The following is a 16,065-nucleotide window of genomic DNA, read 5'->3' on the forward strand; positions in this document are numbered from 1 at the left end:
AAAGCTTAGTTGGCAACGAGTGGTTACATCTTTCTCGTCGGATGGCCTGCCACGCCTGCTCTCGCAGCGGCATGATGCCGCCGATCCAGCGCCCTATTTCCTACAGAGAACCCGCCATGCGCCTACTTCTGGTCGAAGATGACCGTGCCCTCGGTCAAGGCATCCGGGTCGCCCTCGGCAGCGAAGGCTATACCCTCGACTGGTTGCAGGACGGGGTCAGCGCCTTGCATGCCCTGCGCAGTGAAAGTTTCGATTTGCTGCTGCTCGACCTCGGCCTGCCAAGGCTCGACGGTCTCGCGTTGCTGCAACAGTTGCGCGCCGAACAACTGGACTTGCCAGTGTTGATTCTCACCGCCCGCGACGGCACCGCCGAGCGCATTGCCGGGCTGGATGCCGGTGCCGACGACTACCTGATCAAACCCTTCGATGTCGACGAACTCAAAGCGCGCATTCGGGCCCTGCTGCGGCGCAGTCAGGGCCGTGCGCAACCGGTGCTGGAACATGCCGGCGTGTGCCTCGACCCGGTCAGCCAACAGGTTTCCTGGCAAGGCAACGACGTGGTGGTGACGCCGATGGAGTATCAGTTACTCCATCAACTGCTGGCGCGCCCGGGCAAAGTCGTCACCCGCGAACGCCTGTCGCAGGCGCTGTACGGTTGGCAGGAGCGCGTCGAGAGCAACACCCTCGAAGTGCTGATCCATAACCTGCGCAAAAAACTCTCGACAGAGTTGATCCGCACCGTGCGCGGCGTCGGTTATGTGCTGGAGCTCAAACCATGAATTCGATCCGTACGCGCATCTTGGTGCCGGTACTGATTCTGCTGTTGATCGGCGATGTGCTGATCAGTTGGCTGGTGCTGCGCGACAGCCACCATGAAATCGAAGAAGTGTATGACGCCCAACTCGCGCAAAGCGCCCGTCTGCTGCAAGGCGTCCTGGCGCAACGCGCACCCGGCGACAACGACTGGGGGCGGTTGTATCAGGCGTTCGACGCAGCCATGAGCCGCGTCGGCGATGGCGAAGCGGCGCACCCTTACGAGACGCGCCTGACGTTCCAGGTCTGGCGCAGCGACGGCCAATTGTTGATGCGTTCTGCCGAAGCCCCGGAACTCAAGGAGCCGCCCACCACTTTCGGTTCGCATGACCTGGTGGAGAACGGCCGCGACTGGTGCGCCTTCCTGCTCAAGGACCCGCAACAGGGGTTGTTGATCTGGGTCGGCGAGCGCGACGACATTCGTCAGGATCTGATCGAACGCATCGTCGGCCATACCCTGTGGCCGAGCGTGATCGGTGTGCCGCTGCTGGCGGCGCTGATCTGGCTGACCATCGGTTGGGGCTTGCAGCCATTGCGCGCAATGGCACAAAGCATTCGCGGACGCGACACCGAGACGCTGAAACCGCTGCACCTCAGCCCCCTGCCCCACGATCTCGAACCGATGCAAACCGCGCTTAATCGCTTGCTGCAGCAGATCGACAATCTGCTGGCCCGGGAACGGCGCTTCATCGCTGACGCCGCCCATGAATTGCGCACGCCACTGGCGATCCTGCGCATACACGCACAAAACGCACAGTTGGCCGCCACGCCAGAGCAACGTGAGGAAGCGCTGGAGTTTCTGGTCAGCGCTGTGGATCGCGCCACGCGCATCGCCAGTCAACTGCTGACCATGGCGCGCATCGAACCACGCCTGGCCAACCCGGAAAGAAGCCCGGTGGAACTGACCGCGCTGGTGCGAGAAGAACTGGCTGAACTGGCGCCACTGGCGCTGGAAAAAGACGTCGAACTGATCCTCGACAGCGACCACCATTGCCCGGTGGAAACCGATCCGGTGGCGCTGGCCATCGCCCTGCAAAATCTGGTGACCAACGCGCTGAACTTCGCTCCGCCGGGCAGCGAAGTGCGCGTGCAGGTCCAGCCGCAAGCGTCCGGCGCGGTGTACATCAGCGTCGAAGACGCCGGCCCCGGCATCGATGAGCAAGAGTATGCGCGACTGTTCGAGCGTTTCTACAGCCACGGCCACGGCAATGGCGCCGGGCTGGGGCTGGCGATTGTGCAGATGATCGTCGGCAAGATCGGCAGCACGTTGCAGTTGTACAACCTGCCGCAGGGCGGTCTATGCGCGGAGCTGCGGATCAACGAAGCCCAACAATGTTGAGGCCTGACGCTACCTTCGTGGCGAGGGGATTTATCCCCGTTGGGTGCGAAGCGCCCCCCCCCGTTTTCCGAAAGAACGGGCCTGCTGCGCAGTCCAACGGGGATAAATCCCCTCGCCACAAAAGCAGATTGAAGTCTGTAAATCAGTATCAGTTTGCGATTTTAACGAAATTTTCATATTTGCCCGTCTACCATCACGCCCCTCGTTGGGGAGTAGCCTGCTTTCGATTCCGTCGAAAGCGTTCGTATCAACATTCTCGGCAACATGCCGTGGTGCGAACACCTTTTGGTTGGTGAGACCGACGACACATCCATGCCTAAAGTCGGGCGTGTGGTTGTGTCGTTGACTCATAGCCCGACTGGAAGTATTCCCGTGAATCCCGTTTCCCTCATATTCCTCGCTTTGGCCATGTCCACGGATGCGTTCGCAGCCGCCATCGGCAAAGGCTCGAGCCTGCACAAACCACGCCTGCGCGAAGCGCTGCGCACCGGTCTGATCTTCGGCGTCATCGAAGCCATCACCCCGATCATTGGCTGGCTGATCGGCCAGGCCGCTACCCGTTGGGTCGCTGAATGGGACCACTGGATCGCCTTCACCCTGCTGCTGATTCTCGGCCTGCACATGATCTACAACGGTCTGAAGCACGAAGAAGAGGAACAGGAAAAACCTGGCAAACACTCCTTCATGGTCCTCGCGGTCACCGCATTTGCGACCAGCATCGACGCCCTCGCCGTTGGCGTTGGTCTGGCGTTTGTCGATGTGAACATCTGGGTTGCGGCGGCGGCCATTGGCCTGGCAACCATGACCATGGTAACCATCGGTGTGATGCTTGGCCGAGTGCTGGGCACTATCGTCGGCAAGCGCGCGGAAATCGTCGGTGGTGTGGTGCTGATGATCGTCGGCGCGACGATTTTGTATGAGCACTTGTCCGTCTGATATCAGGCCTGAATCAGCTCCGCCAGTGTCAACGCGTTGCCTGACGCGGCGCCACTGGCGGTGTTGTCGAAGATGCACCAGACAGTGGCGCCTTCGGCAGCAGCTGATTGCATGTCTTGCGCCAACCTTTGCAAATACGACACGTCATAAGCGCTGTGATAAATCCGTGGCGAACCGTGCAATCGCCAGTACCTGACGTCCATCCATCCGTACGCTGAAGAATCAGTACTGATTCGTGAGGGATCGACCAAGGCTTGTGCGATTCGATAAGCCATCAACATCGGCTCGGCCGCCACCCACGATTCGTGTCGCGGCTCCAGCACCACCGTGCCGTCGAAGCGCTGTCGCAAATCTGCGAAAAATGCTTCGGCTATCCGTTGGTCAAACGCCAGCGACGGCGGCAACTGCACCAGCAGGCAGCCCAGTCGATCACCTAATCCACCGCACTGCCCCAGGAACTCATCGAGCGCCTCGGCACTGTCCGCCAATCGCAATTCATGGGTGATGTGCTTGGGCACTTTTACCGAAAAACGAAAGCCCTCAGGCACCGACGCCGCCCAGCGCTCATAAGTCTGCCGACGATGCGGACGATAGAACGAGCTGTTGATCTCCACGCCATTGAACCGCGCGGCATAACGCTGCAGATGCGTGCCCTCTGCCGGGAACTGCGGCCAATACTCTCGCCCCAGACTCCAGCCTGCGCAGCCGATGAACATCAAAAAAGCACCCTCGCCGCTTCCCGCATAAAGATTTCCACAGTCTTCGGCCCGATGCCTTCGAACTCTGCCAGACGCCGCTCAAAATCCGCTCGGTCAGCACTGGCTTCGACCATGTTGCTGATCTTCCCGGCGTATTCCTCGTTGAGCTTTTTCGCCAGCGCCAGCAAGCGCTCCGCCGTGGTTTCGTCGTAGCGCACGTAATGCGCCTCACCGAGCATGGCGACAAGTTGCCGGTGCGAGCAGTTCGCCAGTTTGCGCGGCGTATCACGCTGATGTTTGTCGGCGATGACCCGAAACGCCTCGGCGGCGATCTCGGCCTGAATGCGTTTGCCCATCAGAAAACTCGCGAGCAGCCACTTGAACAGTCCCTCTTCGGTGACGGGCTCGAGGCTGATGTGCAGGTCGTGGGCGCTGACGTTTTTGTTCATCGGGCAATCGCTTCCGTCTCTGGAAAAGGCTTGTAATTAAGGCCTGTGAACGCAGGTTGGCGTTCATTTTTTCCGTGAGAACAGTCGATCAATGGCGAGTCAGCGCGTCAGTTGTTCACCAAGAATGAACAGCGCCATGATCCCCAGCCAGCACAGGTACATCCAGCCGAACAGCCGGACCCAGCCGCGATTTCGCGCCAGTCCCAGCCAGAAAATCAGCACCAGCAGAAACTGGATGCACGCGGTGATGATGATCACTGCATTGCGCCACGACCAGCCGCTGTTCGCCGCATAGACTTCCAGCGCCAGCAATAGCAACAACAGCGCATAAATCCGCCACGACGATGCCTGCCGCATGTTCAACGCCCCACCAGATAAAGGGTTGGAAACAACAGCAGCCAGATCGCATCGACCAAGTGCCAATACAGCCCGATCATTTCCAGGCGAGAGGCTTGTGCCCGAGGCGTCAAACGCCCTGTCCTGATCCGCCAATACAACCCCGACACCAGCGCGACGGCCACCAGCACATGCACGCCATGCAGGGCGGTGGTGAAGAAATAAACATTCATGAACAGTCTGGCCGAGGGCAATTGCAGCGCCTGCACCGCAGTAAACCCCGGCAGCAGACCTTCGCGATACTCCAGAAAATACTCCAGCCCCTTGCAGGCCAGAAACAACAGACCCAACCCCGCCGCGCCCAGCAGACACGCCATCTGACGGCGCCGTTGCCGGCGTGCATCGGCGGTCAGGGCCAGGTTCATCAACAGGCTGCTGGTCAGCAGAATCAGCGTATTGGTCGTTGCCAACAGGTAATGCAGACCGCGTACTGCCTGCGCCACGCCGTCCGGGTGCTGCCAGCGATAGAACCACGCCACCAGAATCAGGCTGCCGAACATCATCGCTTCGCTGGCAAGGAACAGCCACATACCCAGCCGCGCTGCTTCGCGCTGTTGTGACCAGCCGCTGAATGGCTCGGCCGGTTTTTGCTCAGAGCGGATCACGACGCGCCTCGGGCGAGTAGTCGTAGGCCTCGAAATCGACGGTCACCAGTGCTTCGAAATTGTGCACCGGCGGTGGCGATGGCACACGCCACTCAAGCCCGGCCGCCTCCCACGGGTTCATCAACGCCCGCTCGCCCCAACGCAGCGAACCCAGCAGATAAAAGAACGGCAGCACATAGGCCAGCGCGAGAATCGACGCGCCAGCGGAGGACAACACATTGAGAAATTGCAGATCAGGATCGTAGCTGTGATAACGCCGGGGCATGCCCAGATAACCGAGCAGGAATTGCGGAAAAAACGTCAGGTTGAAACCGCAGAAAATCAGGATCGCGGTGATCTTTCCCCACAATTGCGAGTACATGCGCCCGGTGATTTTCGGCCACCAGAAATGCAGTGCGCCGAAGTACCCCGCCACCGCTGCGCCGACCATGATGTAGTGGAAATGCGCGACCACAAAATAGGTGTCGTGAGCATGCAGATCAGCCGCAAGCAACGCCAGAAACAGACCGGTCACCCCGCCGATGATGAACAGACCGATAAAGGTCAGGGCAAACAGAAACGGCGCGGTAATGGTCAGATCGCTCTTGTACAGCGTCGCGCTCCAGTTGTAGGCCTTGATCGCCGACGGGATCGACACCAGGAAACTCAACAGCGAAAACACCAGGCTGGCGTACATCGACTGCCCGGCGACGAACATGTGATGTCCCCACACCAGAAAACCGATTACCGCGATGGCCACACTCGACCAGGCGACAAATCGATAACCGAAAATCCGTTTGTGCCCTGACGCAGTGATCAGCTCGCTGACAACCCCCATCGCCGGCAGGATCATGATGTACACCGCCGGATGGCTGTAGAACCAGAACAGATGCTGGAACAGCAACGGATCGCCGCCCAGGTTCGGGTCGAACACACCGATATTGAACAAGTGCTCGGCGGCGACCAATAGCAGCGTGATTGCCAGCACCGGCGTGGCCAGCACGAGGATGATCGAAGTCGCGTACATCGCCCAGATGAACAGCGGCAGGCGCATCCAGGTCATGCCCGGCGCGCGCAGGGTATGCACGGTGACGATGATGTTGATGCCGGTGAATATCGAAGAAAATCCGGCAATGAACACTCCGCAGATCACCGCCACCACATGCCCGTTACTGAACATCGTCGACAGCGGCGTGTAGAAGGTCCAGCCGGTATCGACCCCGCCGAGCAACAGCGCCAGCAAGGTGAACAAGCCACCGCCCAGCAGCAGATACCAGCTGAACAGGTTCAGGCGCGGGAATGCCATGTCTCGCGCTCCGATCATGATCGGCACCAGAAAGTTGCCGAACACGCTGGGAATCGACGGAATCAGAAAGAACCAGACCATGATCACCCCATGCAGGGTGAAGGCACGGTTGTAGCCATCGGCGGTCAGCAGATCGCCCTGCGGCGTGACCAGTTCGATGCGAATCAGGCTCGCTGCCAGACCTCCGACAAAGAAAAAGAAGGTCACGGTGATCATGTACAGCACCGCAATGCGCTTGTGGTCGCGGGTCAGAAACCACGACCACAAACCCTGTTTGTGCAGATAGCTGGGCGAACTCATTGATGCTCCCCGGACGGCGTCGCAGGCAATGAGCGCAGATACGCCAGCAGACGCTGCACCGCCTCTTCGTCCAACAAGTTGCTGTAAGTCGGCATGATCGGCAGGTAGCCGGCGACCAATTGTTTTTGCGGAAACATGATGCTGTCACGCAGATAAGCATCATCAGCGGTGACGCGACTGCCATCGGCCAACTGCACCGAACGGTTGAACACCCCGGCCAATGGCGGCGCATTGCCCGAATCGTGACAACTGCCGCAACCATACTGGCGGTACAGGGTTTGCCCCTGACTGGCGAGATCAGCAGCGCTGCCGTTGGCGGCCAGCCAGTGTTCGTAGTCGCCGGGGTCGAGCACCACCAATCGGGCCAGCATCGCGGCGTGGTCGGTGCCGCAGTATTCGGCGCAATACACTTCATAGGTGCCGGCGTGTTCGGCCTGAAACCAGAGCATGCTGTAGCGCCCCGGCAGCACATCCTGCTTGATCCGCAGGCTGGGAAAAAACAGGCTGTGAATCACGTCCTCGGAAATCATCGTCAGCTTCACCGGGCGCCGCGCCGGGACGTGCAAGGTGTTGATCTCGCGCTGTCCACCTTGATGCTGGAACTTCCACATCCACTGCCGGGCCGTGACCTGCACTTCCAGAGCATCGGCGGGTGGCGTGCGCGCATAGAAAAACAGCCGCGCAGAAAACCCGAAAATCACCAGCGAGCCAATGAATGGCAGGATGATCCAGGCCAGTTCGATCGGCAGATTGCTCTGCGGGCGGTGATCGCGATCGGCCTTGCGCCCGCGCCGGTAACGCCAGATAAACAACCAGAGCGCGACGAACACCGGCACCACGAACAGCGCCATCATCCCGGTGAAACCGATCACCAGCCAATCGACGGACGCCGCATAGTCCGAAGCCTGATCCGGCCACAAATGCAGGAAGCGCTCGTTCATGCCTGCCTCCGTCGATCGCGGCGCAATGCCAGGCCAATGAACAGACCCATCCCCAGCGTCGTCGCCACGCCCGCGATTTGCAGCCACAACATGATCCGGCTGTTGTAGGTGCGGCTTTGCGGGTCGTAGTGATAACACAGCAACAGCAACTGCTCGGTGAGCGTTCCGAGCTTGCCCTGCCCGGCTTCAGTCAGCGCTAGGCGCAGATCATCATCCTGATAGCCGAGGCCGTAGAGCCAGCGCGACAGTCGCCCATCGCCGGTCAGCACCGCGACCGCCGAACTGTGCGCGTATTGCTGTTGCTGCGCATCGAAGCGGTATCCAAAACCCAGCGACTGCGCCAGCGCCTGACTGGCCTCGGCGCTTGCGGTCAGCAGATGCAGGCCGGGGTCGGTGGCGAGTGTCGGCCAGCGTTGCGTGAGCTTGTCCAGCTCTTCGCGGGCGGCGCTGACGTCCTCGCGAGGATCAAAACTGAAAGCGATCACCTGAAAATCGCGCCCCACTCGATAGGGTTGATGCGCCAACTGACTGAACAGCGTTGAAAGCGCCGCGCCACAGACATTCGGACAGCGGAAGTACAGCGGAATCAGCAATGTCGGGCGGCCATTGAGCAACTCGCCAATGCGCACCGTGCGCCCCTGTTGATCGGTGAACTGCGCCTGCATCGCCACGCTTTCGCCGATTCGCGTGGTATCGATGCCGGCAGCGGAAAACGGGTCGAAATGCTCGGTAGCGCTGACGGGCAGCGCGAGCATCAGTAGTAGCGCGAGAATAAAACGCTCAAGGCCCATTGGCATGCTCCCCGGCGTTGGGCCAACCGCGTTCCAGCAACAGCTGCCGCGCCTGATCCAGCGGCAGATGGACGATGCGCTGTTGCTGGTCAACCCAGCCAAAGCTGTCGAGATGGATACGCTGAGCGTCGAGTTGCCGTTCACCGTCCTGTCGCGGCCGGGATTGCAAACGCGGTTCGGGCGGCAGCAGGCGCTCACGTTCGAGCGTGCTTAATGACGGCTGTTGCGCTTGACCGCGCTGCTGCTCGCCATGCAGCCACCACGCGATCCCGGTCAGGCACAACGCGACTGCGGCCAGCAATAACGCAAGCATGCTCCAGACCCTCGCGCTATCGACTCGATTGGCTTCGTAGCCGCGCCGCGTTTCAGCTTTCATCGCGCCTCCTCTGCCAATGCCACCGCCACCAACCGCACAAACCCAGAGCGTAGACGCCCTGGCACAGCAGCGCGATGGCTGCGGCGCCAATGGAAAATTCCGGGAAGATCGACGGCAGGCTGAACCAGATCGACTCAAGCATTCCCAGCAGCAAAATCGCCACACAACCGCCGACGAGGATGCCGCGTCGGGTGCCCCAAGGCGCAGCCAGCCCGAACAGGCACAACAACTGGCCGCCGATCAACAAGCCGCTGAGCACACCCCAACCACCGTTTTCACGCTGGAGATACCACCGCGTTTCGTGTTGCAGATTTACCGACCAGATAATCAGGTACTGCATAAAATGCACGTACGCCCAGAACGCCAGCGCACTGACCAGCAAGCCGCGCAACACCTGACGTTGCGCAACGGGTAGCGGCACGACGTTCCAGCACAGCACACACAGCCCGGCGAATGCCAGCGCAGCCAACAGCTGCCGGGCGATCAACAACAGACCAAACAGGCTGGAAATGAACTCCGCCTGCAACGACATCAGCCAGTCGACCGCCGCCAGACTGGCGAGCAGCGCATACACGATCAGCCCCGGCGCACAGCGCTCGCGGCGCAAGGTCCAGCGTTGCAATAGCAGCGCAATGCCTTCGTACAACAGCGTTCGCAGGACAAAAAACCACGGCGACAGCCACAACCCGCGAAAGCCTGATGTATCAGCCTGCATCCATGGATAAATCCATTTCAGCGTCAGCAACACCGGCAATAACATCGGCACCAATAGCAGCAATGCGCTACGCCCCAAACGACTGCCGGGAGCCAGTAGCGTTTGCCAGCGACCGTTGATCAACGGCGTCAGCAGCCCCAACAACAAACAGCCCAGCGCGATATTGCTGGCGTTGATCGCAGCCGCCAACGCCCCGGCGCCGAGCCATTGCGGCTGCCAGATTCCAAGCATCAGCAAACCGATGATCCCGAGGATGGCGAGCAGCGACAGTCGACGCATTACTTGCCCTCCTCGAATGCATGCTGCAATGCATCGGGCAAGCTGCCCAGCGGCGCGTGCTGACTGAGTTGCAACAACCGCACATGGGCGACGATTGCCCAGCGTTGCGCGGGGGGAATGCGTGAGGCGTAACCGGCCATCAGACCTTTACCATCAGCGATGGTCTGCATCAGTTGCGCGTCGCTGAGATTGAGCAGGCGCGCATCGGCCAATGCCGGGGGCGGCGGAAATCCACGCCCGACCACCAAGCCATCGCCCTGCCCGGCCAATCCATGGCAAGGCGTACAAAAGGTCTGATAAGCGTCCTGACCTTTCGCGAGCAATTCAGCGGTCAGCGGTGGGCGCTGGCCGATGATCGCTTCCTGTTGCAACTGACCACGAGCGACGGTGCCCGCGGGTGGCGTGCGGCTGCTCAAACCGTTTTCGAACAAGGCGCCGGGGCGCTGCGGCTGAATCTTCGCCTGACGCGACATGTCATCGCAGCCGCTGCACGCCAAGGCCAGCAACAGCACCCACGGCCAGCGATTCACGGTTGCACCTCGTGTACATCGAGCGCCCGCTCGGCCAGCCAGGCCCGGGTCAGTTCGGCGTCGAACAGCGGATCGGCGGCATCGATGAACAGAAAGTAGCGGTCATCACTGGCGCCTTCGAAAGCCGCCAGTGCGAACAACGGATGATGCAAGCGCGGCAAACGGCTGCCCCACAACAAAGTCAACACCGCCGCCAGCGCAGCTCCCACCACAGCGAACAGAAACGTCACCACCATTATCGACGGCACAGCGATCAACGGGCGGCCGCCGACGTTCAAGGGATAACTCAGCACTGAACCGATCTGCATCCACAACGCCAATGCGATGCCGAGCAACGCACCCACACATGCCATTCGCGGCACCCGGCGTGCCTTTACCGTCAGCAATGGCTCCAGCGCTTCAATGGGGAACGGCGCAAATGCATCGAGACGCCGATAGCCGAAAGCCCGAGCCTGGCGGCTTGCATCGACCAAGGGCTGTACAGCGGCGAATTCGGCGAGCAAGCCGCGCGTGTCATTCATCGCCGCGCTCCTGATGCAGTACCTGCTTGACCTCGAACGCCGACACCATCGGCACGTAGCGCAGAAACAGGCTGTAGGGCACCAGAAACACGCCGAAGCTGCCGATGAACAGTGTCCAGTCCCACAGCGTCGGGCTGTACTCGCCCCAACTCGCCAGTAGAAAGTCGTGAGTCTGCGGCGGGATCAGCAGCATGAAACGCTCGGCCCACATGCCCACCAGCACCGCCAATGCCACCGCCGCCAAAACCGCCGGACTTCGGCGCATCGACCGCCACCACAACAGTTGCAGCACCCCGACGTTGCAGACCATCGCCAGCCAGTAACTCCAGGCATGCGGGCCGCTGAGGCGGGTCAGCAGAATCTCGATTTCGTGGGCATCGCCGCTGTAGAACGGCATGAACAGATCCGCCAGATAGCCGTAAGCCGTGAGCCAACCGGTGGCCAGCAACAGGCGAGCGAGCATGTCGAGATGGCGCAGGGTGATCAACGCTTCGATGCACAACAGCCAGCGCACGCCGATGGCCAGCAATGCCACCAGCGCAAACCCGGAAAACACTGCACCGGCCACGAAATACGGTGGGAACAGCGTCGAATGCCATCCGCTTTGCGGGCCCATCGTCAGCAGGAATGAGTAGCCGCTGGACACCGCAAACACCAACGGAATCGCCAGGATCGCCAACACTCGGCTGGTGCGCCGCCACAACATCCAGTTGCGCTGCGAACCACGCCAGCCCAACGCCAGCAAGCCGTACAGGCGCTGGGCGATGGGGCCTTTGGCGCGGTCGCGAGCGGTGGCGAAATCCGGTATCGCGCCCACCGCGAGAAACAGCAGCGATACCGTCAGGTACGACAGAATCGCGAACATGTCCCAGGCCGTCGGGCTCTTGAACTGCGGCCACAGGCCCATTTCATTCGGGTACGGCATGGTCCAGTAAAACAGCCACGGCCGCCCCAGATGCAGGATCGGATACAGCGCCGCGCAGATCACTGCCATCAGCGTCATCAGTTCTGCCAGTCGATTCAGACTGTTGCGCCATGGCCGTTCGATCAGCAACAGCAAGGCAGAAATGAACGTGCCCGCATGGCCGATGCCCAGCCACCAGATGTAATTGAGGATGCCAAAGCCCCAGTGCACCGGCTGATTATTGCCCCACATGCCAACGCCGTTGGTCAGCAACACCGCAGCGGCGCCGATGTACATCAGCAACAAGGCAATGCCGATACCGAACAGCCAACGCCAGGCCACCCGGCGCGGGAATTGCTGCAAGGGTCCGAACACCTGCTGCGACACTTGCTGATCGGTCAGATCCGGTGGCAGAAAATGCGCGGTGTCATGCAGCAGCGGCTCAGGTTTCATCGCTGGCATCCCCCTCCTCGATCCGCGCCAGATAGCTGGTGCGCGGACGGGTGCCGAGGGCTTCGAGCAAGCGGTAATGCCGGGGATCGCGTCGGCCCTGACTGACCGCGCTGGCGGGGTCGCTGATGTCGCCGAAGCGAATCGCCTGACTCGGGCAAGTCTGCTGACATGCAGTCACGACGCTTGCCGGATCGAAGTCATGCGCTTGTTGTTTGTCGTCGATACGTGCGGCACTGATGCGTTGCACGCAGTAGGTGCATTTCTCCATCACACCGCGTGCGCGCACCGTCACTTGCGGATTGCGCTGCGCCTGAATCGACGGCGCAGCGTTGGCGCTCCAGTCCAGCCAGTTGAAGCGCCGCACTTTGTAAGGACAGTAAGACGCACAGGTGCGAGTGCCGATGCAGCGGTTGTAGACCATCTGATTCAGGCCATCGCGGCTGTGCACCGTGGCATTGACCGGACAACCGGTTTCGCACGGTGCCTGCTCGCAATGCATGCACGGCAACGGTTGAAAGCGTGAGCGCGGAGCGTCCAGCGAGCCCTGGTAATAATGGTCGATGCGCAGCCAGTGCATGCTGCGACCGTTGGCCACCTGTTCGGCACCGACCACAGCGATGTTGTTTTCCGCCTGACACGCGGTGACGCAGGCATTGCAGCCGGTACACAGATCGAGATCGATAACCATGCCCCACTGCGGGCCGCTGTCGGTGGCCGGCGCGTAGAGCGAAACCGGAATCTGCTGCGCCGGCAACTGCGGCGATTGACGCTGGACCACGCGAACCGGTGGTTCTTCATCCTCGGGCAATTGATGATGCGACTGCGTGAACGCCAAGGCATGACGCTCGCCGCTGGCGCGCAGCGAAGCCCCGACAGACAACGTCTCGATAGGTCGTACCGCATAGCCCAGCGCATTGCCGACGCGCCCGGCGTAGCTACGACCATAACCGGCGTACAAGGCAATTACCTGATCAGCCTGCCCAGGTTGCAGCCACGCCGCGCCGCGTATTATTTGCCCAGGCATCAGCACTTCGACGCCGTCACCATTGCGCACACCGATGCGCTCGGCCAGACGCGGCGAAAGGCCGACGACGTTGCTCCAGGTCAGCGTGCTGATCGGTTTGGGCAACTCCTGCAGCCAGCCGAGGTTGGCGAATCGGCCGTCCCACACACACGGGTCGGGACGCACCACGGCGTCGAGGTCACCGATCTCGTTCAGGTTCAGTTCTACCGCAGCGGCTGGCGGCACCTCGACCGAAGTGGCGGCCGGTTCGATCCAGCCATCGGCCAAGGCCTGACGCCATTGCTGTTGTGGGACATGGCGCCAGGTTTCACGGACGAGGCTCAAGGCATCGCTGTCGCCAGAAGTCATCAGCAGCTCGATGACCTGATGCAAGGTGCGGGTCGAATACATCGGCTCGATCAGCGGCTGAACGATGCACGCGCTGCCATCCGCTGCCCGCGCATCGCTCCAGCCGTCGAGTGGATGATTGAGCGGCAAATGCCAGTGACACTGGGCGGCGCTTTCGTCGTAATACAGGCCCGCATGCAGGCGCAGCGGTACTCGCTCGATCATCGCGGCAAAGCCTGGCTCCGGCGCCGAGGTGTACAGCGGATTGCAGTCGAGCAGCCAAAGTTGACTGACATTGCCCTGGGCCAGTTGCTTGCTCAGTTGATCGAGTGATTCATGAAAATGCCCGGGCTCGTAGCCGAGTAACGGTGGCTTATGCCATTCCAGCGTCTGGCCATGCGCGCCGAGCAGCTGATTAAGGCGCATGACTTGTGCTTGCACATCCTGCGGCGCTTGTTTGCTCAGGCAGATCAGTCCGCGTCCCGGATGCGCCTTGAGAGCCTGCGCCGTCGCGTTGACCCACTGCAACTGCCGCGCACTCAGGCGCGACTGACCATTGATGGTTTCGCCCAATGCCTGACTGAGCGCCAGCACCACGTCCGCCAGCAGTGACGGGGCAATCGCCAGCCTTCTGGTTGCCGCCGCGCCGGTCAGGCTCGGGACACTTTCGGCGACGTAACACAGCGCCGCACCCTGCCCCTGCGCCGCCTGCCTGCGCCGCTCGGCCCAGCCGCGCTGCAACGGAGTCTGATAAGGGCCGCTGCCCAGCGGATCGTCCTCCAGACAGACCAGCACTTCGGCGTTTTGCAAGTTTCGATGAGCGGCCAGCGGTTGCCCGAACACACGCTCGCTGGTACGCAGGGATTCGGTGTCAGCGAACGGTTCGCCGTGGTACAGCCGCGCTTGCGGCCAGCGCTGAGGCAGGGTTTCGAGTTGTCGGCCAAGGGTCGGTGAACTGCTGGCGCCGCAAACGATGTGCAGACCTTTGCCGGCGTTGGCATCAAGCAACGCCAACTGCTCGGCCAGTGCCGCACGCACTTGGTCCCAACTGGCTTCACGCCCCTTGAATCGCGGCGACTGCGAGCGGTCAGGGTCGTACAGTTGCAGGATCGCCGCCTGGGTAACGGCATCGCAGGCACCGCCGGACATCGGGTGCTGCGGATTGCCTTCCAGCTTGATCGGGCGTCCGGCGACGGTTTTACCGAGCACCGGTTGCGCGACGCCGGCAAAGGCAATCGCTGTCGCGTACCAAGTGGCGATGCCAGGCGTCAGTTGCTCGGCCTGACGAACGCTCGGCACCGCTTGCTCAGGTGTTTTGCCGCAAGCGGCGAGCCCGGCCATGGCCAACGAAGCAGCCATCAATTGCAGAAAGCGTCGGCGATCCATCAGCGGCGCGCTGCCGGGGAACTCGGCCTCGATCAACGCCTGCCCCTGCGCAGTCGCCGCCAACGCTTCGACGCCACGCCAATACGCCGGGCCTTTGAGCCCGGTGAGTTGTTCACGCAGCGCGGCGAAATCCTGCGATGGGGTGCTCATCGATGGCAGATCCCGCAGTCGGTCAAACCTTGCGGATTAATCTTGCGCTCCTTCATCAAGCGCTCGCCGAGAACGCGACGGTCTTCGTCGGTGTGCCATTGCATCTGCGTCACCTGATCAACCGGGCGCAGGTGCGACGCCGGATCACGGTGACAGGCCAGACACTGGCCCATGCTCAGTGGCTCGGCCTTGAACATCAGTTGCATGCGATCCACCGCACCGTGGCATTCACTGCACCCAACGCCGGCATTCACATGCACCGCGTGATGGAAATACACGTAATCAGGCACTTCGACGACGCGCTGCCAATGCAGCGGCTGGTTATCACTGAGGCTTTTGCGCAGGGGTTCAAGCAGATCGGAATTTTTCCAGATCTGCGAATGGCAGCTCATGCAGGTTTCAGTGGGCGGCAGACTGGCCATCGCGGAGGACTCCACGGAGCTGTGGCAGTAGCGGCAATCGATTTTCAACTCGCCGGCATGGTGGGCATGGCTGAACGGCAACGGCTGCTCGACCACCCAATTACGGCCGGTTCGGTAGTCGGAGCGATCCAGAGCCAATGCCACCAGCAAGCCTCCTGCGAGACCGACAAACAGCATCAGCAGCCCCAGGCGCAGCCAGGTATCGGCCGAGCGGCTGAAAATCTGCGCCATCGCCGGATTCCAATGTTCATGTCCTAAAAGCTTCGGCTACGTTTACGCGCAGGAGTTCTTATTTTTTACGCAAATTGATGTCTGTAGGAGCTCACGAGTGAAACGAGGCAGTGATTTTTTGATCTGGCTTATAGACTTTCTATCATCTGTGTTGCTACGAGAAAGCGGCGGGCCGCACTGGCATGAAGCAAGTC

17 protein-coding genes and 1 riboswitch are annotated in these 16,065 nt (G+C 61.1%); of the genes, 3 read left to right on the plus strand and 14 right to left on the minus strand.

Annotated features, from left to right (window positions below; translation table 11 throughout):
• Positions 1–116 precede the first annotated feature (116 nt).
• From ACTWLJ_RS23625 to mntP, 3 genes are all read left to right on the plus strand, one after another.
• On the plus strand, positions 117–779 hold the full coding sequence (locus ACTWLJ_RS23625) for a response regulator (RefSeq protein WP_445178672.1): 663 nt from the start codon (positions 117–119) through the stop codon (positions 777–779).
• Positions 776–2,152: an ATP-binding protein gene (locus tag ACTWLJ_RS23630; RefSeq protein ID WP_445178673.1), complete on the plus strand. Its 1,377-nt coding sequence runs from the start codon at positions 776–778 to the stop codon at positions 2,150–2,152. The genes ACTWLJ_RS23625 and ACTWLJ_RS23630 overlap by 4 nt, the downstream gene beginning before the upstream one ends.
• Before the next feature lie 195 nt (positions 2,153–2,347).
• Positions 2,348–2,518: riboswitch (yybP-ykoY riboswitch) on the plus strand.
• Between the two features lie 6 nt (positions 2,519–2,524).
• A complete protein-coding gene (gene mntP, locus ACTWLJ_RS23635; RefSeq protein WP_445178674.1) occupies positions 2,525–3,088 on the plus strand; it encodes a manganese efflux pump MntP in 564 nt (187 codons plus the stop codon).
• Positions 3,089–3,090: 2 nt separating this feature from the next.
• Here the strand turns inward: mntP and ACTWLJ_RS23640 are convergent, their stop codons facing one another.
• The 14 genes from ACTWLJ_RS23640 to ACTWLJ_RS23705 all read right to left on the minus strand — a co-directional run bounded on the left by ACTWLJ_RS23640 (position 3,091) and on the right by ACTWLJ_RS23705 (position 15,871).
• Positions 3,091–3,804 (minus strand): DUF72 domain-containing protein, encoded by a 714-nt coding sequence (locus ACTWLJ_RS23640; protein WP_445178675.1) that lies wholly within the window; start codon positions 3,802–3,804, stop codon positions 3,091–3,093.
• A complete protein-coding gene (locus ACTWLJ_RS23645) occupies positions 3,804–4,235 on the minus strand; it encodes a DNA methylase (RefSeq protein ID WP_445178676.1) in 432 nt (143 codons plus the stop codon). The genes ACTWLJ_RS23640 and ACTWLJ_RS23645 overlap by 1 nt, the downstream gene beginning before the upstream one ends.
• Positions 4,236–4,334: 99 nt before the next feature.
• Positions 4,335–4,592, minus strand: a complete 258-nt coding sequence (locus ACTWLJ_RS23650; protein WP_445178677.1) for a hypothetical protein — start codon at positions 4,590–4,592, stop codon at positions 4,335–4,337.
• A 2-nt stretch (positions 4,593–4,594) separates the two neighbouring features.
• Complete coding sequence (locus ACTWLJ_RS23655; RefSeq protein WP_445178678.1) at positions 4,595–5,236, minus strand: cytochrome c oxidase subunit 3; 642 nt, start codon at positions 5,234–5,236, stop codon at positions 4,595–4,597.
• A complete protein-coding gene (locus tag ACTWLJ_RS23660) occupies positions 5,223–6,821 on the minus strand; it encodes a cytochrome c oxidase subunit I (RefSeq protein ID WP_445178679.1) in 1,599 nt (532 codons plus the stop codon). Before ACTWLJ_RS23660 ends, ACTWLJ_RS23655 begins: the two co-directional genes overlap by 14 nt.
• On the minus strand, positions 6,818–7,762 hold the full coding sequence (gene coxB, locus ACTWLJ_RS23665) for a cytochrome c oxidase subunit II (RefSeq protein WP_401212344.1): 945 nt from the start codon (positions 7,760–7,762) through the stop codon (positions 6,818–6,820). The genes ACTWLJ_RS23660 and coxB overlap by 4 nt, the downstream gene beginning before the upstream one ends.
• On the minus strand, positions 7,759–8,553 hold the full coding sequence (locus ACTWLJ_RS23670; protein ID WP_445178680.1) for an SCO family protein: 795 nt from the start codon (positions 8,551–8,553) through the stop codon (positions 7,759–7,761). Before ACTWLJ_RS23670 ends, coxB begins: the two co-directional genes overlap by 4 nt.
• Positions 8,543–8,929, minus strand: a complete 387-nt coding sequence (locus ACTWLJ_RS23675; protein WP_445178681.1) for a hypothetical protein — start codon at positions 8,927–8,929, stop codon at positions 8,543–8,545. The genes ACTWLJ_RS23670 and ACTWLJ_RS23675 overlap by 11 nt, the downstream gene beginning before the upstream one ends.
• Positions 8,919–9,923, minus strand: a complete 1,005-nt coding sequence (locus ACTWLJ_RS23680) for a hypothetical protein (RefSeq protein ID WP_445178682.1) — start codon at positions 9,921–9,923, stop codon at positions 8,919–8,921. The genes ACTWLJ_RS23675 and ACTWLJ_RS23680 overlap by 11 nt, the downstream gene beginning before the upstream one ends.
• A complete protein-coding gene (locus ACTWLJ_RS23685; RefSeq protein ID WP_445178683.1) occupies positions 9,923–10,453 on the minus strand; it encodes a c-type cytochrome in 531 nt (176 codons plus the stop codon). Before ACTWLJ_RS23685 ends, ACTWLJ_RS23680 begins: the two co-directional genes overlap by 1 nt.
• Positions 10,450–10,974, minus strand: coding sequence for a DUF3341 domain-containing protein (locus tag ACTWLJ_RS23690; protein ID WP_445178684.1), 525 nt, complete (start codon positions 10,972–10,974; stop codon positions 10,450–10,452). The genes ACTWLJ_RS23685 and ACTWLJ_RS23690 overlap by 4 nt, the downstream gene beginning before the upstream one ends.
• Entirely contained in the window at positions 10,967–12,340 is a 1,374-nt protein-coding gene (gene nrfD / locus ACTWLJ_RS23695; protein WP_445178685.1) for an NrfD/PsrC family molybdoenzyme membrane anchor subunit, read from the minus strand. Before nrfD ends, ACTWLJ_RS23690 begins: the two co-directional genes overlap by 8 nt.
• Positions 12,321–15,218 (minus strand): TAT-variant-translocated molybdopterin oxidoreductase, encoded by a 2,898-nt coding sequence (locus ACTWLJ_RS23700; protein ID WP_445178686.1) that lies wholly within the window; start codon positions 15,216–15,218, stop codon positions 12,321–12,323. The genes nrfD and ACTWLJ_RS23700 overlap by 20 nt, the downstream gene beginning before the upstream one ends.
• On the minus strand, positions 15,215–15,871 hold the full coding sequence (locus ACTWLJ_RS23705) for a cytochrome c3 family protein (protein WP_445178687.1): 657 nt from the start codon (positions 15,869–15,871) through the stop codon (positions 15,215–15,217). Before ACTWLJ_RS23705 ends, ACTWLJ_RS23700 begins: the two co-directional genes overlap by 4 nt.
• Positions 15,872–16,065: the final 194 nt, after the last annotated feature.

The organism is Pseudomonas sp. McL0111 (genome assembly GCF_052567255.1).